The organism is Nocardia salmonicida NBRC 13393 (assembly GCF_001613085.1).
GTDB classification, from domain to species: Bacteria; Actinomycetota; Actinomycetes; order Mycobacteriales; family Mycobacteriaceae; genus Nocardia; species Nocardia salmonicida.
The window spans coordinates 87444-108750 of record NZ_BDBR01000017.1 but is presented as its reverse complement, the minus strand read 5'-3'; the positions used below and the strand labels follow the sequence as shown (position 1 = coordinate 108750).

Here is a 21307-nt window from a genome sequence, read left to right as displayed (position 1 = left end):
GGTCCACATCGATCTCGCTCTATTGTCCACAGGAGTTCTTCTCGTGAACCTTTTCCCTGTCCTGGTCACCGGCCTATTCGCCGGCGGTGTCTCCTGCGCCGCCGTGCAAGGAGGTTTACTCACCGGATTGATCACCCGCCAGCGCGCCGCCGCTGCGGGCATCACCGATTCGACCTCTGTCTCTGCCTCGTCCCCGACGGAGGCACCCGCGCTGCGTCGGTGGAGCAGCCGTATCGGGGACGACCTCACCCCCGTCGGTGGATTCCTAGCTGGAAAGCTTTTCTCGCACACTGTGTTCGGCGCGTTGCTCGGCGCGCTGGGTGGCGTCTTCGAACTATCGGTCGGGGCTCGTACCTGGTTGCAGATCGGCGCCGGGCTGTTGATCGTCGTCTTCGGCCTCGCGCAATTGGGAGTCCCCGGATTCCGTGGCATCGTCATCGAACCGCCTGCCTCCTGGATGCGGTTGATCCGCACGCGGACCCGCTCACAGTCCGCCGTCGCGCCGGCAATGCTCGGTGTGTTGACGATCCTCATTCCGTGCGGAGTAACACTGTCGGTGGAAGCTCTCGCCCTGGCTTCGGGCTCGCCGTGGTGGGGTGCGGCGACAATGGCGGTATTCGTTCTCGGGACCAGCCCCTTGTTCGCTGTTCTCGGCTACGCGGCCCGCGTTGCCGCCACCGTCTGGCGCGGACGATTGGCCTTCGCCACCGGTGTGGTCGTCTTGCTCATGGGCCTCTACACCCTCAACGGTGGCTTGGAGTTGGCCGGTTCTCCGTTGGCCGCGAGCCGGTTGGCTGCGACAGTCGGGGTCGAGCCGGCTCCGGCCGACGCCAGTACCGTGGTAGTCGCCGACGGCATGCAGACGGTGACAATCGCCGCGAGCAACCGCGCCTACAGCCCCGGCAACGCCGAAGTGAAGTCCGGCATACCGACCACTCTCGTCATCAAGACCAAAGGCACCCAGGGCTGCATCCGGTCGTTGATCATCCCCGAACTCGACATTCAGAAGACGCTGCCTTCGACCGGCGAAACCCGCATCGATCTGGGCGTTCTGCAGCCCGGCCGCCTGGACTACAGCTGCGGCATGGGCATGTACACCGGCGTCGTCACCATCTCCTGAAAGGCCCGAAATTCCATGGCAACACACATTTTCGAGATCCAGGGCATGCACTGCGGTAGCTGTGCACTTCTCGTCGACGACGCACTCGAGGACCTGCCCGGCGTTCGCACCACCCAGACGTCGATGAAGAAGGGTCGTGCCACCGTCGAACTCGACCCTGCGCTGAGTAGCCCTGACGACATCGTCACGGCCATCACGGAACTCGGTTATGTAGCGGCGATCGTCGAGTAGCCCGGTCGACCGGACAAGGCAAGGCGCCGGGTTCGATAGTGAACCCGGCGCCCTTATTACGCCTGCCCGTGGGCAGATCGGCTACTCAGAACTGCGACGGGTGCGGGCAAGGGCGCCCACTCCCGCGACAGCGCCGAGCCCACCCAGTGCGAGTCCACCGATACCGAGCCAGCGTGCGGCCGAGTCGGTTTCGGTGTCGGTTTCGGCGTGGGGCGCTGCTGCCTGCGGCTTCTCGGGTTCGGTGCCGTGGGAATGTCCGTCGCCCGGCTCCGCTGCCGTCAAAGCAAGGACTGGCAGCGGGAACTCCGGCTCTGCCGCACCAGCGGCGGTGGGCTGATCCCAGGTGACGACCTTGCCGTCGCTGTAGGTTTGCACCGCTTTGAACGCGACAGTGTCCTGCTTGGGCAGTGGACCAGCGTAGAGGACGAACCGCTGGAACTGGCCCGGCCCGACGCCGGCGCCGGGTGCTGCCGTCCAGGTTACCGAGGTGGCCATTTTGTTCGGATCGCGCTGCACGACGGCGTCCCAGCCCGGCATGGGCTCGGTGCGTGCGGTCTTGAGGCCGGGCACCTCGACGGTCAATGTGGTGGTGGAGGCTTCCTCGGATTCGTTGGAGATCCGGAACGAAAGGACCGCGGAGGAACCTTGTTTCGCCCCGGGGGCCTCGACTGCCAGATGCGCGGAGGCGACGCCGCCGCCTAGCACGGTCGCGGCCGCGACGGCACCGGTGGTGAGGGCGATCCGCCGCAGGATGGTGTTCATGTCATATGTCCTTGTCATGGTCAGAAATGTCGGATGGCCGAGGACCCGATTGGGGGGCCTCGGCGTTCAATTCCGGATGCGGTGTTCCTGACTCGGTGGCGGGGGCGGTTCACCGCCTGGCCGCTGGTGAACCTGCGGGATTGCGGCGGCGGTCCTCGCCGATGGACGGGCGCGGTGGTGGACTCATGCGTGATGGGCTGGTCCGCTGCGGGCTGGACCGAGTCGGCGCCGGGCGCTCCTCGAGTCGGTGGCGCCCTGGTGGAAGTCGGTGGCGGCCGCCGCGGTGTGCCTCCGCCGTGACGGGCTGATTGTCGGCTCTTTCCAAGCGCACCAGCGCGTAGGCCGAGATGACACCGATGGCGGCGAGTCCCGCCCAGACCGCCCAGTCGATTCCGGCGTTGCGGGCGGCGCCGACGACGACACCGGTAGCGAGGTTGCCGAGCAGGATGCCGACGCCGACGACGGTGTTGTAGAACCCGTAGTGCGTGGCGACGAGCTTGTCGCCGGACAGGGTGACGACGGTATCCATTTCGAAGGGGAAGACCGCGGCGGTGCCGATCGCCAGCAGCGTCGTCGTACTCAACAGGGCTACGACGGCGGCGATCGTTCCGAATCGGCTCGGAGTCGGCACCATGATCAGCGGGATGAACGACGCCGCGAGGACGGTCATTCCGGCGACCAGGCTTCGGCCCGGGCCCCACCTGGCCCGCAACCAGGCGGTGATGCGGAGCTGGCCGGCGACCGCGACCACGCCGGAGACGACGAACAGCGCCGAGACCAGAGTCTGAGACTGCGCGCCAGCGATGAACTCCGCCTGCAACGGCAACGCCAGATAGACCTGGAAGGACAGGACGTAGGAGCCGATCATGGCCACCGAGAAGGCAAGGAATCGGCGATTGGACACCACCGTGCGCCAATCCTCGAGCACGGAGGTCTTCGCAGTGGAGATTTCGCCTCGTCGGGCGGGAAGTGCGAACAGCTGGGCGATGGTCAGCGCCGCGAACACGATCGCGGCAACGCCCGCGGTGACCCGGAAGTCGACCGTCATCAGCGCCAACCCCACCAGCGGGCCCGCGAGGATCCCTGCCTGGTAGAACATGTTGAACACGGCGAAGGCCTCGACGCGACGTTCACCGGCGTCGGCCGCGAGATACGCGCGCACCGCCGGGTTGAACAACGCACCGGCGAAGCCGGTCGCAGCGGAGGCGATCAACACCGCGGGTAGGGAGTCGGCGAAGACCAACAGCGCGAAGCCGCCGGTCCGCAGTAGACAGCCCGCGACGATCAGCGGTTTGTAGCCGAGGCGATCGGCCAGTGTCCCGCCGATGAGGAACATGCCCTGCTGGGAGAAGTTTCGGACGCCCAGGACCAGCCCGACCGCCCATGCGGCGAGTCCCAGCGGGCCTGCCAGATATCCGGCCAGAAATGGCATCAGCATGTAAAAGCCGAGGTTGATGCCGAACTGGTTGACCATGAGCAGCTGTGCGGGCCGGTCGAAGCTCGCGAACTTGGCGAATACTGTCACGATGCGAGCTCCTCGGCGGACGGCTTCCACACCGTTGTGCAGCGCGTCCAACGCTGTACGACCCGTTCGGTGGGGTGGGTGATGGTGTCGGGTTCGACCGGTGGGTCGGCGTCGAGCAAGCCGTGCTCATTGCAGTAGTCGTCGTTGTAGATGGTGTCGAAGTAGCGGTGGGGCCCGTCCGGGAACACGGCCGCGACGCGGGTACCCGCGTCCTGGACGCGTGCTGTCCAGCCCGCGACCAGGGCGACGGCTCCGACGCTCCACCCGCCCGTGGCGTGGTGGGTTGCGGCCAGAGTTCGGCAAGCCCACACCGATTCGGCGGGCGCGACCCAGTGGACTTCGTCGAAGGCTGTGTAGTCGACGTTGGCGGGGAAGATGCTCGATCCCAGCCCCCGCATCAACCGTGGTCCTGCCGGTTGGCCGAAGATCGTCGAGGAGATGGTGTCGACGCCTATGAGCTTCATCGCCGGGTTGAAGCGGCGCAGCACTCGTGCGATGCCGGCGGAGTGGCCGCCCGTCCCGACTGCGCACACCAGTACATCGACGTTGCCGACCTGCTCGATCAGCTCGAGTGCCAACGACTCGTAGCCGTCGACGTTGTCGGGGTTGCTGTACTGGTCGGGGCACCAAGCATCGGATTCCCGCGCCAGCAGTTCAGTCACGCGGTCTCGGCGGGCTTGTTGCCAGCCGCCGGTCGGATGGGGCTCAGCGACCATATCGACCTTCGCACCGTACGCAGCCAGCATTTGCGCGACGATCGGCTCGAGGCCGGGGTCGGTCACAACGGTGACCGGATGTTGATGCACCATGCCCGCGAGTGCGAGGCCCAGGCCGAGGGTGCCGCTGGACGACTCCACGATCCGCGCGCCAGGTGCCAGGTCGCCGCGCTCTTCCGCGCAACGCACCATGTGCAGCGCGGGCCGATCCTTCATTCCGCCAGGGTTGAATCCTTCGAGCTTGGCCCAGAAGCCGCGTCCGGCCGATGCCAATGGTTGGCCGATCCACAGCGCCGGGGTGTTACCGACGAGTCCGCGTGGCTGATGCGTCGCTCCGGGGACTCCGAGCAATCCGGTCTGGTGCTGGATCGGCTTGGCGAGCATGACTTTGTTCATGTGGGGTGTCTCTCTCCTGCATCGGTGGCCACGTCAGACGGGCACCGTGATGATTCGGGCAGCGGTCCCCGGCCGAGAAGGAGAACTCGACCTGGCGCTGACCGATCACCGTCGGGCGATGCAGTGCAGAGAGAGGATATGGCGGCCACGCGTGCCGGGCGGTTGGCCCGGTGGTCCGCGTACGCCTCCGCCACCGGCAGGCGGAGTCGGCGAAATCGGCATCACCGCTGCGAAGGCGGCGAGCAGCATAGCCGCCAGCGTCAGTGAGATGACGCCCGGAGGAAGTGCTTTCGCGATGCAATGGACAGGGTCGACATTGCAGTGCGCGGTCGTGGCGGTGGGCAGGAAGAACTCGGCCAGGCCCGCGTCCGAGGCGGACGTTTCGGCTGAATCCACGGCGTGATGGTTGTCCGAGTGAGTGTGTTCGCGCACCAGTGAGCAGTCCACAGCCGGGACGACAAGCAGCGCTGCCATCAGCAGCGCGGTTAGCCAGCCACCACGGCGCAATCGGATGAAGAGTTTCACTGTGGGCCGATGGTAACGAATATGTAACGGCAGTGGCAATGTCATCGAGCCAGGACTGCGTGTGGCGGCTGCCATGGGTGCAACCCAGGCAGGTCCTCCGGCCAGGCTTTGCCTCGGCGGCCTCCGACCATCGCGCAACATCACACCTCCCGACCGATCGCAATGCTTGGGGCAACTTCGGGATGTCAGACCATTCGCGGTTCTGAGCCTGGTTGACAACCTCGCCGATCAATCTACTATCTCGGTACGTAAATAGTTTTAGTTGTGTGATCAGGCGCACGCGCCGCGTGTCGGACCCATCGACCTCGGCATCGTCACATCGGTGACATCCGCCGGTGACGAAATTGTCACGCTGCGTCGTCCTTCCTCGGAGGCCGAGCACTTACCCGCGCGACACAGCAAATTCCTGGGAACCCCGAGAAAGGTCACCATGAACACCGCCACATCGATGCCGACAAGCTCTTGACCGACCGCTCGGCTACTCGCGGTCGCGTGCCTCGCGGCGGCGGCAGCACTACTGACAGCAGGGCCGGCGCTCGCCGCCCCTGCTTCGGCAGGCGCCGACCGCGCCAGCGGTGCCGACAATCGCGACAGCACCTGGCACGGGAACTACCGTGCCGAAAACGGCCACCACGACAACGGCAGCGGGCAAAGCCACGGCCACGACCGTCCGGATATCGGACACCGCGATGGCGGAATCTGCGTCCCGCGTTGCACCGGACCGCGCTAGCCGCAACCTCGTCGTGCTCCGTCCAACGTGGCGCCAGGAATCTGGCAGACCAACCTGAAATGACGACCAACCTGAAATGAGAGGAGGTGACCCGAATGAACCCGATGAAAATGCTGTGTGACTGGATGTGCGCGATGATGCCTTCGTGCTGTCAGATGATGTAGGTCGCGTGACCGGGTAACGCCCGGCTGCTTGGTGGTTACCTACCTCTGGCAGCCGGGCGGGCTAGGTCAAGTCCAAATGCGTGGTCTGTCCGCACCTTTCTCGAAGTCGTAGGCTCGCAAGGGCTTCCGCTCGTCCGGTTCGCTCATCATCGCCGTGTTAATCATCTGCCGTCCGCGTTTTGGTCGTGCTGGTGACGGTGCGGATGCGGGGGGTGGTTGGCAGCCACCAGTTCCAGTCACCGAGCAGTCGCATGAGGGCGGGGACGAGGACGAGGCGGATCAGGACGGCGTCGATGGCGACCGCGACGGCGAGGGCGAGCCCGAGTTGTTTGAGTTCGAGGATGTCGGCGGTGAGGAAGCTGGCGAAGATGGCGATCATGATCGCGGCGGCTGCGGTGATGGGGCGGGCGGTGTGGGTGAGTCCGGCCGCGACGGCGTGCTGGTTGTCGCCGGTGCTGTCCCAGTATTCGCGCATGCGTCGGATGAGGAAGACCTCGTAATCCATCGAGAGCCCGAACAGCAGCGCGAACACGACAGTCGGGAGGTAGACCTGCACGAAGCCGGGACTGGTGAAGTCGAGAACGTTTTCGCCGAGGCCCCATTGGAATACCGCGACGGTGATGCCGAGGGCGGCGCCGGTGGCGAGCAGGTTCATCGCGATGGCCTTGATCGGCAGGGCGATGCTGCGGAACGCGGCGATGAGGAAGATCAGCGAGGCGGTCAGCACCAGGGCAACGACGAGCGGCAGTTTGGAGGTCATTTCGTCGGAGAGGTCGACGAATTCGGCGGTGCTGCCGCCGATGCGGATATCGGTTCCGGTCGCGGTGTCGGTGGCGGCAGCTCTGGTGCGGAGATCACGGATGAGGTCGGTGGCGTCCATCGAGTCGAAAGCCACCGATGGGATCGCCATGGCGAGCACTCGTCCGTCGCTGAGCTGTGCGGGGAGCACGGTAGCGATGCGGTCGTCGCCGTCGATTTCGTTGAGGAACAGGTTGACCTGTGCGGCTGCTGTGGTGGTGAGTGGGGTGTTGTCGGTGCCGGTGGCCACGATTTCGACAGGTGAGAGCGCCCCTGCTGGGAAGTTGGCGGTCAGGGCGGTGGTCGCTTGTCCGGTGGGGGTGTCGTCGAGGGCTGTGGTGCCCATATCGAGGCCGTAGCGGATTCCGAAGACTGGCAGCGCCGCCAGCACCAGTACCGCGACCGCGGCCGTGCCGAACAGCACGGGCTTGCGCATGACGAGATACGCCCACCGCGCCCACCGGCCGGGTCGAGCACCCTGAGCGGCAGTGTCGGCGGGCCGCCAGCGCGCCGGGAGCGCACCGCGGTTGACGGCAGGACCGAGGACTGCGAGCAGGCCGGGCAGCAGGGTGACGGCGACAATGAGCATGCTGGTCACAGCGGTGGCGACGCCGATGGCGATGCCGCGGAAGATCGGTGCCTGGATGACGATCAACGCGCACAGCGAGATCATCACCACTAGCCCCGAGACCAGAATCGTCTTACCGGCTGTGGCCAGTGAGCGGCCGACGGCAGCGGCGATGGCTGGGCGGTCGGCGACGGTGTGGTGGGCGAGTTCTTCGCGGAACCGGCTGACGATGAACATCGCGTAATCGATGCCGACGCCGAGGCCGACCATGGTGGCCATGGCCACGGTCAGCGAATCGAACGCGGTGACCATGGTGAGGGTGAACAACACCCCAACCGAGGTCAGCAGTCCCGCGATGGCCACGCCGATCGGGACCGCCGCGGCGGCCAGGGCGCCGAGTGCGAGGACGAGCAAGACCATGGCGACGGGGATGCCGATCGCCTCGGCGCGGGCAAGATCGGCGTTCTGCAGTTCGGTGGCCGCGTTCTGGACTGCCGAGTATCCGGTCACTCCGACTTCGACGGAGTCGTTGCTCGTTGTCCGGACGGTGTCTTGCAGGTCGCGGGCGACTCGAGCGCGTTCGGCCATGTCGCCGTTCATGCCGACCAGCGCGATCGCGACGTGACGGTCCGCGGAGATCTGGGATGCGGGCAGACCTTCATCAGGTCCGACGACATCCACCACACCCGCCACATCTTTGGCGGCGGCGACCGTGCGTGTGAGCACAGCTCGGAACTCGGTGTCGTCGACCGTGCGGGCGGGTGATTGCAGCACGATGACCGCTTGCTCGGCGCCGAACTGCGGGAAGTGCTGGGCAACAAGGCGGTCGACCTCGGCTGACTGAGAGCCCTCGACGCCGAAGTCCATCGCACCGAGCCGGTCTTCTAGTAGCGGATAGGCCACCGCACACACGACCAGCAACAGTCCCCACGCCACCAGGACCACGCGTCTGTGCCGTGCCATGAAAACACCCCACCGATACAGCAAACCTGAGGTGCGGTCCGCTCTTGCTCGCTGGTGCGACGCTGCTTCTGCGACAGCCTGCGGCTGGTTCACGTGATCTCTCCTCTGTAACCGACCGGGATTGATCGCCGAAAGACGATGAGATCGGTGAAATGAGATTAATCACTGAGTGCGACGATATCAATACCCAAAGGCGCTATCATCGCTTTATGACGATTGATCATGGCGAGGGCTGCCTCGTCGGGACAGAAGGATTGGATCCGGCGGTAGCGCTGTTCCACAGCCTCTCGGATGCGACGCGACTGGCGATTGTGCACCGGCTGGCATCTGGGGAGTCGCGAGTATCGGACCTGATGGCAGGACTGGGGCTGGCGCAGTCGACGGTGTCGGCGCATGTGGCCTGCCTGCGGGACTGTGGGCTGGTCGTCGGTCGCCCGCAGGGGCGGCAAGTCTTCTACAGCCTCGCACGGCCGGAGTTGATGGACCTGCTGGCCTCGGCGGAGACTCTGTTGGCCGCGACCGGCAATGCGGTGGCGTTGTGCCCGAACTACGGCACCGACTCCACCTCGACGGACAAGACTGTGGAGGTACGGGGATGAGTGACGCGTGCGGCTGTGGTCACGACGAAACTACCGGTGACGGCGAAGCCGAGGAACGGGAACCCGAAAAGCTGTGGGAAGTCAGCGAACTGCGCGCCGCCGCAGTCGCCGGAGTGCTGCTGGTCGCAGCACTGATCGTCGGTTGGACCGGCGGGCCACGCCCAGTGGAGTTGGGTTTGGAGATCGCGGCGCTGTTGGTCGGGGCCTACACCTTCGTCCCGTCGACGTTCACACGACTAGCCAAGGGCAAGATCGGTGTCGGCACGCTGATGACGATCGCCGCGATCGGTGCGGTGATCCTCGGCGAGGTCGGCGAAGCCGCGATGCTGGCGTTCCTGTTCTCGATCAGCGAAGGCCTCGAGGAGTACGCGGTCGCCCGCACCCGACGAGGGTTGCGCGCCCTGCTGAACCTCGTCCCCGACCGGGCCACCGTGCTGCGTGACGGCACCGAGACCGTGATCAGCCCGGCGGAGCTGCTGGTGGGGGACCGGATGCTGGTTCGCCCCGGCGAGCGTGTCGCCACCGACGGCGTGATCGTCGAAGGCCGTAGCGCGCTGGATGTTTCGGCGATCACCGGCGAATCGGTACCCGTCGAGGCTGGACCGGGCGCGGAGGTGTTCGCGGGATCGATCAACGGCACCGGCGTGCTGACCGTCGAGGTCACCACGACCGCCGAGGACAACTCGCTGGCGCGGATCGTGCGGATCGTTGAGGCCGAGCAGGCCCGCAAGGGCGATGCCCAACGCTTGGCGGACAAGATCGCCAAACCGCTGGTGCCCGGCATCATGATCGCGGCCGCCGCGATCGCGGTGATCGGGGCGATCTTCGGCGATCCGGTCACCTGGATCGAACGCGCGCTGGTCGTCTTGGTCGCAGCGTCGCCGTGTGCGCTCGCGATCTCGGTGCCGGTCACCGTCGTTGCCGCGATCGGTGCGGCGAGCAAGTTGGGTGTGCTGGTCAAGGGTGGCGCCGCGCTCGAGGCGATGGGTCGGGTGCGTGAAGTCGCGCTCGATAAGACCGGCACGCTGACAGCGAACAAGCCTGCTGTCGTCGAGATCTCGACGGTCACCGGCGTCGATCAGGAAACTGTGCTCGGTGTCGCCGCGGCGCTGGAATCGCGCAGTGAACATCCCCTCGCCCGTGCCATCCTCGCCGCCGTCGACACCTTCGCTCCCGCGACCGACGTCGAGGCCGTCACCGGCGCCGGGTTGACCGGTCTGGTCGACGGCCGCGCGGCACGACTGGGCCGCCCGGGCTGGATAGAACCCGGTGCGCTGGCTGCCGACGTGGAGCGAATGCAGCACGCGGGGGCGACCGCGGTGCTGATCGAGCTCGACGGCCAGGTGATCGGTGCGATCGCTGTGCGCGATGAACTGCGTCCAGAGGCGGGTGAGGTCATCGACCGGTTGCATGCCCTGGGTATTCGCGTGTCGATGCTCACCGGCGACAACGCGCGCACTGCCGCCGCGCTGGCCGCAGAGGCCGGGATCGAAGACGTGCACGCGGACCTGCGCCCGGAAGACAAGGCCCGCATCGTGGGTGAACTGCGCACCGACCGGTTCACCGCGATGGTCGGCGACGGCGTCAACGACGCCCCCGCCCTGGCCACCGCCGACCTCGGTGTGGCGATGGGCGCGATGGGCACCGACGTCGCCATCGAAACCGCCGACGTCGCGCTGATGGGGGAGGACCTGCGGCATCTGCCGCGCGCACTCGAACACGCCCGACGGGCCCGGCGGATCATGTTGCAGAACGTCGGCTTGTCGCTGGGGTTGATCACGATCCTGATCCCGCTGGCACTGTTCGGAATCCTCGGATTGGCGGCGGTGGTACTGGTACACGAACTCGCCGAGATCGTCGTCATCGCCAACGGTGTCCGCGCCGGACGCACCAAACCCCTGGCCTCGCTGCCCGATTCGACGGCAAAGCCCGCCCCGGCGCTGGCCGGAGCCTCCGCGTGATCGCCACCTCGTCGTCTGCTCCCACCGTTTCGCGGTGGGGGCGGCGACTGCGGTGGGCGGCCGCTGCGGCCGCGCTCGCCGGGATCGACCTCGCGGTCAAAGCGTGGGCGCAGTCCGCGCTGGACGGGTCGCCGATCGAGGCAGGGCCGGTGGATCTGCGGTTGGCATTCAACCCCGGCGCCGCGTTCTCGATCGCTGCCGACGCACCGAGCTGGGTGATGCTGTCGATCACCACGCTGATCACCACGGCGGTCGCGGTCGGCGGATGGGTTGTCGCACCGCGCGCGAACCTGTTCACCCGGGTCGCACTCGCCGCAATTTTGGGCGGTGCCGCTGCCAATGTCATCGACCGGGCCCCCGACGGGTTGGTCACCGACTATCTGCATACCGGTTGGTGGCCGACCTTCAACCTCGCCGACACCTTCATCGTGCTCGGCGCGATCGCCCTGATCATCACCACCTTGTTCGGAAATTCCGATGAGCGAGAACAACTCTCACCCGATCACCACACCGACAATCGGGACTGAACCGAGCCCATCGCGTCGGTGGGCAGGGTTGGCGGCGCTGGTCGTCGCCCTGCTCACCGTGGGGCTGGACCTGATGGTCCTCAACGTCGCCCTGCCTACCCTGGCCCAGGACCTTTGTGATGTGGGAACGGCGGGCCCGCCACCCTCTGGTCGATCTGGCACTGTTCGCCAATCCCGCCTTCACCTGGCCCACCCTGGCCGCTACCGCGGGCACGTTCACCCTTGTCGGAGTGCTGTTCGTGCTGCCGCAATACCTGCAGATCCTGCGCCACCACGACGCCTTCGGCACCGGGCTGCGCTCGGTTCCTTTGGTGCTGGCGATCATCGTCGCCGCGGCCGCGGTCGACAAGATCGTCACCCGCGTCGGCGCCAAAGTCCCGATTGTCACCGGAATGGTGATCGCCGCAACCGGATTCGTGCTCGCTTCCCGTATCACTGTCGACTCCGGCTCCGGCTATGTGGCGGTGTGCCTCGCGGTTATCGGCTTGGGCGCCGGGCTGGCGTTGGCACCGGCGGTCGACGCGGTCATGGCGAGCCTGCCCGAACACCGCAGCGCCGCGGGAGCTGGTTTGCTGATGGCCATCCGACAGGTCGGGTCCGCGTTCAGCGTCGCCATCCTGGGCACCCTGCTCACCGTCGTCTACACCCGCGACCTCGACCCCCCACCTGAACGGGCTACCCGAGGCCGTGGTCGGCGCGGCACGCGACAACATCGCTGGAGCACAACTGGTCGCGACCGGGCTTCCTGACCCAGCTGGTGCCGACCTTGCCGCCACCAGCGCCCACGCCTACACCGAAGCTATATCTGCGGTGTTCCTGGCCAGCGCCGCTGTCAGCGCCCTGCTCGCCGCGGCCATCGCCGCCAAGCTCCCCAAACAGACACCCTCGCCAGGGCGGACATCACCCGCGCCCAGACCGCGATGAGGTAGACAGTCGGTAGCCAGCCGCGAGGGTGCAGCCCGACAACGCACGTCCGCCCAATCACTGTGTGCTCCCGGAGAAAGGCATCCACGCCAATGGTTACCACGATCTTGCAGGCCATCGGGCTCTTCCTGGTGACCAACATCGACGACATCATCGTGCTGTCACTATTTTTCGCCCGCGGCGCGGGGACTCGCGGAACCACCCTTGCCATCGCGACGGGGCAATATCTCGGTTTCGGCGCGATCCTCGCCGCATCCATCCTCGTCGCGCTCGGTGTGACCGCGTTGCTGCCGGAACACGCTATCGCCTACTTCGGGCTGATACCGCTGCTGCTCGGTTTGCTCGCCGCATGGCGAGCGTGGCGAAACCACGACGACGACGATCGGGTCGAGGGCAAGAAGGTGGCGGTGTGGACGGTTGCCGCGGTGACCTTCGCCAACGGAGGCGACAACATCGGCGTCTATGTCCCTGTCTTCGCCACCGTGGGAACGGCGGCGATTTTCGCCTACTCGGTTGTGTTCCTGCTGTTGGTTGGGGTGTTGGTGCTCGCCGCGAAGTTCCTCACCACCCGCAAGGGCATTGCCGAGATCTTGGAGCGGTGGGAACATGTCCTCTTTCCGCTCGTTCTGGTCGTTCTCGGAATTGTCATCCTCGTCAGCGGCGGTGCGTTCGGCCTCTGACCGCCACGCTGTTTACACACGAGATCACCAGGAGGGAGGACGCGAGGTGACCTGTCTGTACCCGCGCTCGTGTTGTCGATGGCTGTCCGGGAACAACCGGACATGGCGCGTGTCGAGGTGAGCGCTCCCGAGCACCGATGGTCCGGAGGGGTTTCGTTGACTCCCGGGCTCATGACATTCACCGGCGAGATCGGCGACGCAGCTGCCCACGCCCACGCAGCAGTACAGGTGCTCTTCGTCGCGCGCGGGAGACTGACCCTCACCGACGAGACCGGACACACCACACCCGCGCTCGCCGCGATCATCCCACCCGGTGTAGTCCACCAGGTCCGCACCGAACCCGGCACCAGCGGATTCCTCGCCTTCCTCGATCCCGACAGCATCACCGCCCACGCAGCACTGGCTCGACTGGGCGGGCAACCGCGCCACGCAGTCACCAGCTGGGTCAGCGTCGCTGCGCCCGTACCGGCGCCGCCGGTCGGCGGTCCGGTCACCAGATCGGTGCGCCGGTCCTCGCATCCGGTCGTGGCCGAGGCGCTGCGCCGGGCAACCTGCTGGGTGGGAGGGCCACCCTCGCTGGGCGAACTCGCCGCCGACATCGGGATTTCGGCGAGCCGCCTCTCCCACATATTCACCGCGCAGGTCGGATTGCCGTATGTGGCGTGGCGGCGGTGGGTGCGCCTGCAGCTCGGATTCGCTGTTGTGCGTGAAGGCGGTTCCCTCACCGAAGCCGCGCACACAGCGGGGTTCGCCGACAGCGCCCACCTCACTCGCACCTGCCGTGATCTGATCGGCATCTCTCCGACCGAAGCACTCGTCGCCACCGGATGGCGGCCACCACCCCCACGCGATCGAGCCACCACCGAATAACGCTGCTGGCAGCGCGCGAACTACCTCACTGCCCGGCCACCGGCACCTCGCCGGACCCAACTTCTGGAGTATCAGGCAGCGCCGGAGACGGAACCTGTGCAGGCTCTGCCGGTAGCGGTGCAGGTGCTGGTGGAGTGTCTGCTGGTGCAGGCGTGGGAGTGGCCGGCGGGCTCGGATGATCGGAACCTGGCTGGGGCAGCCCCAGTGTGGTGACGACACCGGTCGCCTCGTTGAACACCAACGACCCGCGACCGAAATCGACCCGCACGCCACCCGGGACCGGGTACTCGTTGCTGCGCGGCGTGCCCAGCACGCCGTTGTCCCCGCCGAGCTGGGCGAACCGTTGCCCGATGCGCCCGGCGACTTCATAGACCTGACCGTCGGGGGCTTGGAACAGGTAACCGTTGACGAACCTGGCGTACTGCCCGCCCTCGGCGGTGGGCACCGGCTCCGAGGCGGCCAACCCCAGCCGCCCCTGCGGTCCACCGGCATCGACCCAACGCCGAGCCAACATATTGTTGTCGACCAGATCCAACAGCTTGCCCGTCAACGCCGCCAGCGCCGACACATCGGCATCAACATCAGGATCGGATTGCGCGGGCACCTGCACCGAATCCTGGCCGCTCGGAGCCTGTCTCGGCCCCGCACCCGAACCCACACCCGCAGCGATCGAACGGATACGGTCCATCAGCGCATAGGCGGCATCCCCGGCGCAGGTGGTGTTACCGACATCGCGGTGAGAGAACACCACCGGTAACTGCACCTGGTCACCCTCGCCATACGGGGTGAATTCGGTGCCCTCGGAGATCATCGTGGTGGTCCCTCGCGGATCCAATCCCGCGACGCGAGCACGCCATCCGACGAACTGACCCATCGCGGTGATCGCTGCCCGGGTCGGGCCCTCGGATTCGTGATTGCCCATGAACGCCACCCCAGCGGTGTTTTCGTTGAAACCACCGGTATGCGCGCCCTGCACTGGCTCGTCCAAACCGCCGAAATGGCCTTCGAAGATTTGGCCGTATTTATCCACCAGCGCGTGGTAGCCGATATCGCACCAGCCCAACGCTTCGGCGTGGTAGGCGTAGATCCCGCGCACGATCGCCGCGGACTCGGCCTTGCTGTAGTCGTTGCGGCCCGCGGTGTGATGCACCACGATCCCGCCCAGGCCGTCGTCGTAGGTCGGATCCTCACACCGGATCGATTCGTCGGCGCCCCACTGCGCGCGGCTGATCACCCGGGGCCCGCCACCAGCCAGCGGTGCCGCGATCGCCGACAGGTTCTCCTCACCACGGCCGGGATCGAGCAACACCGCGCTCATCTGCGGGACTGCGGGACCGAGATGGCCCGGGCCCGCGACCGGGGCCGGTCCCCGTGATCCGGGCTCCGCTGTGTCGGTTAGCTTGCGCGTGCTCAGGATTTGCACCGCGTCGGTGTCACCGACATAGACCGGTTCACTACCCTGCATGCGGCCCGGACCGGGGCGGCGAGCCGAAACACTGTCGTCGGTCCCGGCCTCGAACCACGGACCCCAGGAACTGTCGAGTTGGCGGGCCCGCACCATCGTGGTGACACCCGCGAGATCCGGCGCGGTCAACCCGACCATGCTGAAACGACTCCCGTTGGTGAGCTCAGTGACCTGAGCACCGACCCGATCTGCCAAGTGTTCGGGCACCACACCTGGATTCAACGCCGGGGTCCGCGCCGATATCGGCGCAGCCCCCTCGTCGGTGACGAACCCGATCGGCCCGACCCGGGAACCCTCCGGCAGCGGCGGGGCGCCGGGCACGAGCCGAAGATCCGCGACCTTCAGGTCCGGCAACTGCATGCCGGCCAGCTCGCGCAACGGCAACACGACCCTCGGCGCCCCAGCCAACCCGATCTGGGTCGTCGCAGTAGGCCGGAGCCGATCGGTTTCACTGTCGTTGGAGAACCGGTACTGTCCGTCACCACCGAGGAAACCGGCCGCGACCGGCGCCGCGACCACAGCGACCGCGACCAGGGGAAGCACATAGCTTCGTTTGCGGGTGTAGTTCGGCACGAATACTCCTACGTCAGTAGAAACCACGATGGCGGGCCCGGATCATGCGTCCGAACCGGCACCACCGATCACACCAGCCACAGCCACCTCAAAGAATGAAGTGTTACTTGAGACTGTAGCCAGGGTGTAGCCATACTTCGGTGCGACACCCGGGGCATCCGCTTGATCGATGAGACGTCACCGGCGCGGAGAGTCAGCTGATTTCTTCAAGCCCGACCTACTGCCTGGGCGCGAAGCTGAATCCGTGTCCACTCTCATCTCTGCCCTCGTCCGCTTCGGCTATGCGCCGTTGATGCTGCTCGGCATCAACGGTGCCGGTGTCGCCCTGGCCGCCGCCGGTGCCAACAAACTGTGGCTGCTCGCCTTACTCGGGATCGCGGTGGCGGTGTCGTTCACCGCCGAAGCGCTTCTGCCGTATCGGGCGGACTGGAACACCTCCCACGGTGATACCGGCCGCGACACCGCACACGGCTTCGTCAACGAAACCCTCATCCTGGGCAGCGTCGCCGCCATCCCCGCACTGGCCGCGCTGATTCCTGGTGACGGGATCTGGCCTGGCAGTTGGCCTTTCATTGTCCAGGTGCTGATCGCGATACTCGTCGCCGACTTCGGCATCACCCTGGCTCACTACGCCAGCCACAAGATCGCGATCCTGTGGCGATTCCACGCCGTACACCACAGCGTTCAACGGTTCTACGGCCTCAACGGCCTCATGAAACACCCGCTGCACCAAACCGTCGAGATGACCGCCGGAGTCACGCCGCTGCTGCTGGTCGGGATCCCGGTCCCGGTCGCGGCGGCATTATCGCTAGCGGTGGCGGTGCAACTGTTGCTGCAACACTCCAACGCCGACTATCGCGTCGGCCCGTTCAGATACGTTCTGGCGCTTAACGAAGGCCACCGTTTCCACCACCTCAAGTGGGCAGGTATCGGTGACGTCAACTTCGGGTTGTTCACCCTCGTCTGGGATCACCTTCTGCGCACCTACAGCTACGACCCGCACCGACGGTTCTCCAGCGCAGACCTCGGCATGGCAGCCAAACCCGACTATCCCAGTGGCTACCTCGCCCAACTCGCCGAACCCTTCACCCGTTACGGCACCGTCCAGCCCAGCCCGGAGGCGACGGCTGTGCTCGGCGCCGCCGAACAGGCGAAGAAAGCCTGACGCTCAGCTCAACACGAAGGAGCACCCCCATGGCGAAGATTCCCGACGCTGCCCGTGCCCGCTACCACGAAGAGATGCAGGCCGCGAACACCACGACCGACCTGGCACGACGCTGGAGCCATCTCGAACGCGCCCACATCCTGTCCCAACCCGATCCCTGGCTGCACACTGCCAACCACGTCGCCATGTTCGCCCTCGCGGTACGTCAACGCGACCGGCGCGAAGCCTTCGGGCAGGTCATCCGGATCATCGTCGCCGCACCAGGATCGATGGCCGGGCTCGCCCCGGAAGGCAACACCGGCCGTGCCGATGTCGGATTGCGCCAAACCATGACCACTCCGCCTGATCTCGCCGCGCTGCTGGAGTTGAGCTGATCCGGTAGCCACCCGGTCAGACGGTGTCTCGATACGGGCGCCTCCTTCGGCCGCGGTGGGTCGGGCGAGGTGTCAGGTCCGGGTCGAGTCGAGCGCGGCCAGTGCTGCGTGCAGCCGGGTGGTGGCCTCGTCGGCGACGGTGTCGAAGGCGGGTTGGTCGGTCACTTGGACCATCAGTTGAGGGTTCATGGCTTCGACGATGATGGTGTCGGGGTCGGTCCGGTCGCGGCGGACCACCACGTTGCAGGGCAGCAGGAGTCCGATCTGGCGGTTGGTCTCCACCGCGCGGTGGGCCAGGGGCGGGTTGCAGGCGCCGAGGATGCGGTAGTCCTCCATGTCGTGGCCGAGTTTGGCTTTGAGGGTGGCTTGCATGTCGATCTCGGTGAGGATGCCGAATCCTTGCTCGGCCAGCGCGGTTCGGGTGCGTTCGATCGCGTCGTCGAAGGTGGTGTGCAGGCTCGTCGAGAGGGCTAGGTCCATCATGTGCTCCGATCCGAGACGAGTGGTCAGGCGGTAGGGGTTGGGCAGGACGTGTCGGCGAGGCCGAACCGGCGCATCACCAGGGTGGCCGGGCACCAGCCCATCGCGCTGTAGAGCAGCAGATTCGCCCCGACCAAGGCGGTCAGGATCAACCACCAGGGCGACAGGGTCGCGCTCAGCAGTGCGCTGAGCAGGACCAGGGTTCCGGCCAGGGCCGGGACGAGGCGGGTGATGGTCCATTCGCGCGGTCGCGGTGGCAGTGCCATCGGCGGGAGTCCTTTCGGTGAGTTCCAGACCCCGGGCGTGTGTTGGGGTCAGGCCAGGGCGAGGAAGAGTTTTTCCAGTTCCTCGATGCTGAGGGGTGCGCGCTCACCGTCGGGGGTTTCGGTGAGGCATTCGCGCAGACCGGTGGCGACGATCTTGAATCCGGCGCGGTCGAGGGCTTTGGAGACCGCGGCGAGTTGGGTGACCACGTCCTTGCAGTCGCGCCCGGCCTCGATCATGGCGATCACCCCGGCCAGTTGGCCTTGCGCGCGGCGCAGCCGGTTGAGGACCTGCGCGATTTCGCCGTCGTTGCCGATCATGATGTGTCCCTTTCTCGGATCCTCACCCCACAATACCCCTAGGGGTATCTGAAGTGAGGATCCAGGAAAGGGGTCGGTGTCGCTGGGTCAGTGGTGGGCGAAGCTGATGGCGGGCAGAACCCGGTGCAACCACGCCGGGCTCCACCAGGCCGCGTGCCCGGTCAGGCGCAGGATCACCGGCAGCAATACCAGTCGAACCAGCAGCGCGTCGAGCAGCACCGCCACACCCAGGATGATGCCCATCTCCTTCGGCGGCAACGGCTCGGCCAGGGCGAAGGTGAAGAACACCGCCACCATCACCGCCGCGGCGGCGAAAATGACCCGCCCGGAATCCGCCAGCCCGTCCAGGTGCGCGGCGTGCGGGTCGCCGGTGCGTTCGTAATGCTCCTTGGCGGTAGCCAACAGGAACACCGTGTAGTCCATGGCTATGGCGAAGATCATCGCGAAGAAGAACACCGGCCCCCACCCGTCCAGGAACCCTTGCGGGGTGAAACCGAGCAGCCCGGAACCGTGCCCGTCCTGGAAGATCAGCTTGGCCACCCCGAACGCGGCCGCGGTCGAGAGCAAGCTGACCAGGGTGCCCAGGGCCGCGATCAGCGGAGCCCGCAACGCGATCAGCAACAGCACGAACCCCAGGATCAGGATGACCGCCACCACGATGGGCAGGTAGTCGTTCAGGGCTTGTTGCAGGTCGAGGTTCTCCGCCGCCGCACCGCCAACGACGGCGTTCTCGGGTAGATCGGCGCGCAGACGGTCCAGGATCTGGGCCATCTGCGGTGCGGACGGATCCACCGCGGGCATCGCCTGCATCATCACCAGACCGGCGCCGTCGGCGGCGGGCTGGGGTGGGGTGAGCATGAGGATGCCGTCGCTGGCGCGCGCGATGGTCGCGATGGCCTCGGCCTCGGCGGCGGGAGCAATGATCGAGAGCATGCCCGGGGCTCCAGGTCCGAATTGCTGCTGAATCAGTTCATAGCCTTGCCGCACGGGGGCCTCGGCGGGCACCACCGTGATCGAGGGCATCGCGGTCTTGAGCCCGAACATCGGTATCGCCAGCCCGATCAGGACGGCCAGCGCCACCGCGGCGAAGGGCCACGGGTGCTTGTGCAAGATCTGACCCCAGCGCGCGAACACCGGGGAGCGGTGCTGCTGACGGCGCGCGTACGGCAACGCCGCAGCGTTGACCTTGCCACCGAGCGCGCCGAGCGCGGCGGGCAGCAGGGTCAGGGTCGCGGCCAGCACGAACACCACCGCGAGCATGATCCCCACGGCCATGGTCCGCACCGCGGGGGCGGGCACGATCAGCACCGCCGACAAGCTCACCAGCACCGTCAACCCCGAGAGCAGGACCGCCTTGCCGGCGGTGTCCATGGTCTCGGCGACCGCGGCGCGGGGATCGCCGGTGCGGGCCAGGGCGTCGCGGAAGCGAGCCACCAGGAACAACGCGTAGTCGATGCCCAGGGCCAGAGCGAACATCATGGCGAAGTTCATCGCCCACACCGAGATCGGGGTGATCTGGTTCAGCAACACCAGCCCACCCGCGGAGGCGACCAGGCCCGCCAGGGTCAGCAGCAACGGCAGCCCGGCAGCGACCAGTGACCCGAACGCGAGCACCATGATCGCCAAAGTGACCGGCCACGAGTACATCTCGGCCTTGATCATCGCGTCGTGGTTGGCGACGTTGAAATCGCTCCACAACGCCGAGGCCCCGGTCGGGTAGACCTCGATCCCGTCCCGGGACAGCGCGCTCAACGCGTCCTTGTGTTCGTCGACGGCCTTGACCATGTCGTCGGTGGAGGCGTTTGCGCCCGCGATCACGATTCCGGTGTGCTCATCAGGGCTGATCGTGAATCCGGGCTGCGGGGCGATCACCTGCGCGATCCGCTTGTCGCCGGCGAACACCGCGGTGACCTGCTCGACCGTACGGGTCATCGCCGGATCGCCGATCCTGGCGGCCTCGGAATGGATCACCACCTGCACCGCGGCCGAGGAATTGCCGCCGAAGTGTCGCTGGGCCAGTTCTCGTGCGCGTACCGATTCCGAGCCGTTGGCCTGCCATCCCGCCCCGGCCAGAGAGGTGAACACGCTAGGCGCGGCGGCTCCGAGTGCGATCAGCACCAGCAACCACACCCCGATCACCGCCTTGGTGTGGCCGGCCATGAACGCACCCCACCGGCCCAGCGCACCGGAGTGCCCGGTGCCGTGGTGAGCGGGTTCGGTGACAGCGAGTTTCGTGTCCACCATTCCACCTTTCGTAAATACCCTAGGGGGTATACCTCGTGTCGAGGAAAAGATACCCGAGGGGGTATTGGCGGGCGCATCCCGCCCCCTACTCGCGGCAACCAACTGCAGCCTCATGGGCATCGTCGAGTTCATGCGAGCCACCGCCGGGGACTGGGCTGTATCGCTGCCGAAATCGACCTGCATCTTGATCCGGCGTGCCCGTTCGCGTGGGTGCCCTGCTGGTGGCTGCTCGCTGCTGCCTACGACGGCCCGCGTACGGTGCGACTGCGGCAGATATGCACGGCCGTGCTCAACGAAAGCGACGACGTGGACGCCGATCATTGAGCGCTCACGCCGCCTGGGCCGAGTGTTCGCCGCAGCCCG

General features: G+C 66.6%; 20 protein-coding genes. 10 read left to right on the top strand and 10 right to left on the bottom strand.

The features are described from left to right. Positions 1–43: 43 nt before the first annotated feature. Both NS1_RS19480 and NS1_RS19475 read left to right on the top strand, forming a co-directional pair. Positions 44–1120 (top strand): urease accessory protein UreH domain-containing protein, encoded by a 1077-nt coding sequence (locus NS1_RS19480; RefSeq protein ID WP_062986656.1) that lies wholly within the window; start codon positions 44–46, stop codon positions 1118–1120. A gap of 15 nt (positions 1121–1135) precedes the next feature. Further along, positions 1136–1351 carry a heavy-metal-associated domain-containing protein gene (locus NS1_RS19475; protein WP_062986653.1) on the top strand — a complete coding sequence of 72 codons (216 nt, stop codon included), beginning with the start codon at positions 1136–1138 and terminating at the stop codon, positions 1349–1351. 81 nt (positions 1352–1432) lie between these two features. Here NS1_RS19475 and NS1_RS19470 read toward each other — a convergent pair whose 3' ends face one another. The 5 genes from NS1_RS19470 to NS1_RS19450 all read right to left on the bottom strand — a co-directional run bounded on the left by NS1_RS19470 (position 1433) and on the right by NS1_RS19450 (position 8498). Further along, positions 1433–2113, bottom strand: a complete 681-nt coding sequence (locus NS1_RS19470) for a YcnI family copper-binding membrane protein (RefSeq protein WP_062986651.1) — start codon at positions 2111–2113, stop codon at positions 1433–1435. A 109-nt stretch (positions 2114–2222) separates the two neighbouring features. Beyond that, on the bottom strand, positions 2223–3641 hold the full coding sequence (locus NS1_RS19465; RefSeq protein ID WP_373864350.1) for an MDR family MFS transporter: 1419 nt from the start codon (positions 3639–3641) through the stop codon (positions 2223–2225). After that, positions 3635–4750, bottom strand: coding sequence for a PLP-dependent cysteine synthase family protein (locus tag NS1_RS19460; protein WP_084503842.1), 1116 nt, complete (start codon positions 4748–4750; stop codon positions 3635–3637). Before NS1_RS19460 ends, NS1_RS19465 begins: the two co-directional genes overlap by 7 nt. A 105-nt stretch (positions 4751–4855) precedes the next feature. After that, complete coding sequence (lpqS, locus tag NS1_RS19455; protein ID WP_062986648.1) at positions 4856–5275, bottom strand: putative copper homeostasis (lipo)protein LpqS; 420 nt, start codon at positions 5273–5275, stop codon at positions 4856–4858. Positions 5276–6326: 1051 nt separating this feature from the next. Then, positions 6327–8498, bottom strand: a complete 2172-nt coding sequence (locus tag NS1_RS19450) for an MMPL family transporter (RefSeq protein ID WP_084503841.1) — start codon at positions 8496–8498, stop codon at positions 6327–6329. Positions 8499–8707: 209 nt separating this feature from the next. Between NS1_RS19450 and NS1_RS19445 the strand changes: the two genes are divergently transcribed. The 6 genes from NS1_RS19445 (at position 8708) to NS1_RS19420 (ending at position 14059) form a co-directional block, all read left to right on the top strand. Continuing rightward, entirely contained in the window at positions 8708–9097 is a 390-nt protein-coding gene (locus NS1_RS19445) for an ArsR/SmtB family transcription factor (RefSeq protein WP_062986810.1), read from the top strand. After that, positions 9094–11058, top strand: coding sequence for a heavy metal translocating P-type ATPase (locus NS1_RS19440; protein WP_062986644.1), 1965 nt, complete (start codon positions 9094–9096; stop codon positions 11056–11058). Before NS1_RS19445 ends, NS1_RS19440 begins: the two co-directional genes overlap by 4 nt. Next, positions 11055–11585, top strand: coding sequence for a signal peptidase II (gene lspA / locus NS1_RS19435; RefSeq protein WP_062986642.1), 531 nt, complete (start codon positions 11055–11057; stop codon positions 11583–11585). The genes NS1_RS19440 and lspA overlap by 4 nt, the downstream gene beginning before the upstream one ends. 119 nt (positions 11586–11704) lie before the next feature. After that, positions 11705–12334, top strand: coding sequence for an MFS transporter (locus NS1_RS41735; RefSeq protein ID WP_255284604.1), 630 nt, complete (start codon positions 11705–11707; stop codon positions 12332–12334). Between the two features lie 267 nt (positions 12335–12601). After that, positions 12602–13189, top strand: a complete 588-nt coding sequence (locus NS1_RS19425; RefSeq protein ID WP_062986641.1) for a cadmium resistance transporter — start codon at positions 12602–12604, stop codon at positions 13187–13189. A gap of 171 nt (positions 13190–13360) precedes the next feature. Beyond that, positions 13361–14059, top strand: a complete 699-nt coding sequence (locus NS1_RS19420; protein ID WP_255284603.1) for an AraC family transcriptional regulator — start codon at positions 13361–13363, stop codon at positions 14057–14059. A gap of 25 nt (positions 14060–14084) precedes the next feature. Here the strand turns inward: NS1_RS19420 and NS1_RS41730 are convergent, their stop codons facing one another. Continuing rightward, positions 14085–16097: an N-acetylmuramoyl-L-alanine amidase gene (locus NS1_RS41730; RefSeq protein WP_063816196.1), complete on the bottom strand. Its 2013-nt coding sequence runs from the start codon at positions 16095–16097 to the stop codon at positions 14085–14087. Between the two features lie 292 nt (positions 16098–16389). Between NS1_RS41730 and NS1_RS19410 the strand changes: the two genes are divergently transcribed. Then, on the top strand, positions 16390–17262 hold the full coding sequence (locus NS1_RS19410) for a sterol desaturase family protein (protein WP_062986806.1): 873 nt from the start codon (positions 16390–16392) through the stop codon (positions 17260–17262). Positions 17263–17291: 29 nt separating this feature from the next. Beyond that, on the top strand, positions 17292–17636 hold the full coding sequence (locus tag NS1_RS19405; RefSeq protein WP_062986639.1) for a DUF3703 domain-containing protein: 345 nt from the start codon (positions 17292–17294) through the stop codon (positions 17634–17636). Between the two features lie 72 nt (positions 17637–17708). On the opposite strand, the gene NS1_RS19400 is transcribed toward NS1_RS19405, so the two are convergent. The 4 genes from NS1_RS19400 to NS1_RS19385 all read right to left on the bottom strand — a co-directional run bounded on the left by NS1_RS19400 (position 17709) and on the right by NS1_RS19385 (position 20944). Then, positions 17709–18116, bottom strand: a complete 408-nt coding sequence (locus NS1_RS19400; protein WP_062986804.1) for a DUF302 domain-containing protein — start codon at positions 18114–18116, stop codon at positions 17709–17711. 26 nt (positions 18117–18142) lie between these two features. Further along, positions 18143–18382, bottom strand: a complete 240-nt coding sequence (locus NS1_RS19395) for a YgaP family membrane protein (RefSeq protein ID WP_062986637.1) — start codon at positions 18380–18382, stop codon at positions 18143–18145. A 48-nt stretch (positions 18383–18430) separates the two neighbouring features. Continuing rightward, complete coding sequence (locus NS1_RS19390) at positions 18431–18700, bottom strand: metal-sensitive transcriptional regulator (protein WP_062986635.1); 270 nt, start codon at positions 18698–18700, stop codon at positions 18431–18433. Positions 18701–18787: 87 nt separating this feature from the next. Continuing rightward, entirely contained in the window at positions 18788–20944 is a 2157-nt protein-coding gene (locus NS1_RS19385; protein ID WP_062986633.1) for an MMPL family transporter, read from the bottom strand. Between the last annotated feature and the right edge of the window lie 363 nt (positions 20945–21307).

Coding starts and splice junctions, on each gene's coding strand:
- NS1_RS19475 (WP_062986653.1), top strand. CDS start 1,136: ATGGCAACACACATTTTCGAGATCCAGGGCATGCACTGCGGTAGCTGT.
- NS1_RS19470 (WP_062986651.1), bottom strand. CDS start 2,113: ATGAACACCATCCTGCGGCGGATCGCCCTCACCACCGGTGCCGTCGCG.
- NS1_RS19460 (WP_084503842.1), bottom strand. CDS start 4,750: ATGAACAAAGTCATGCTCGCCAAGCCGATCCAGCACCAGACCGGATTG.
- NS1_RS19450 (WP_084503841.1), bottom strand. CDS start 8,498: ATGGCACGGCACAGACGCGTGGTCCTGGTGGCGTGGGGACTGTTGCTG.
- NS1_RS19445 (WP_062986810.1), top strand. CDS start 8,708: ATGACGATTGATCATGGCGAGGGCTGCCTCGTCGGGACAGAAGGATTG.
- NS1_RS19440 (WP_062986644.1), top strand. CDS start 9,094: ATGAGTGACGCGTGCGGCTGTGGTCACGACGAAACTACCGGTGACGGC.
- NS1_RS41735 (WP_255284604.1), top strand. CDS start 11,705: ATGTGGGAACGGCGGGCCCGCCACCCTCTGGTCGATCTGGCACTGTTC.
- NS1_RS19425 (WP_062986641.1), top strand. CDS start 12,602: ATGGTTACCACGATCTTGCAGGCCATCGGGCTCTTCCTGGTGACCAAC.
- NS1_RS19420 (WP_255284603.1), top strand. CDS start 13,361: ATGACATTCACCGGCGAGATCGGCGACGCAGCTGCCCACGCCCACGCA.
- NS1_RS19410 (WP_062986806.1), top strand. CDS start 16,390: ATGCTGCTCGGCATCAACGGTGCCGGTGTCGCCCTGGCCGCCGCCGGT.
- NS1_RS19405 (WP_062986639.1), top strand. CDS start 17,292: ATGGCGAAGATTCCCGACGCTGCCCGTGCCCGCTACCACGAAGAGATG.
- NS1_RS19400 (WP_062986804.1), bottom strand. CDS start 18,116: ATGGACCTAGCCCTCTCGACGAGCCTGCACACCACCTTCGACGACGCG.
- NS1_RS19395 (WP_062986637.1), bottom strand. CDS start 18,382: ATGGCACTGCCACCGCGACCGCGCGAATGGACCATCACCCGCCTCGTC.
- NS1_RS19390 (WP_062986635.1), bottom strand. CDS start 18,700: ATGATCGGCAACGACGGCGAAATCGCGCAGGTCCTCAACCGGCTGCGC.
- NS1_RS19385 (WP_062986633.1), bottom strand. CDS start 20,944: ATGGTGGACACGAAACTCGCTGTCACCGAACCCGCTCACCACGGCACC.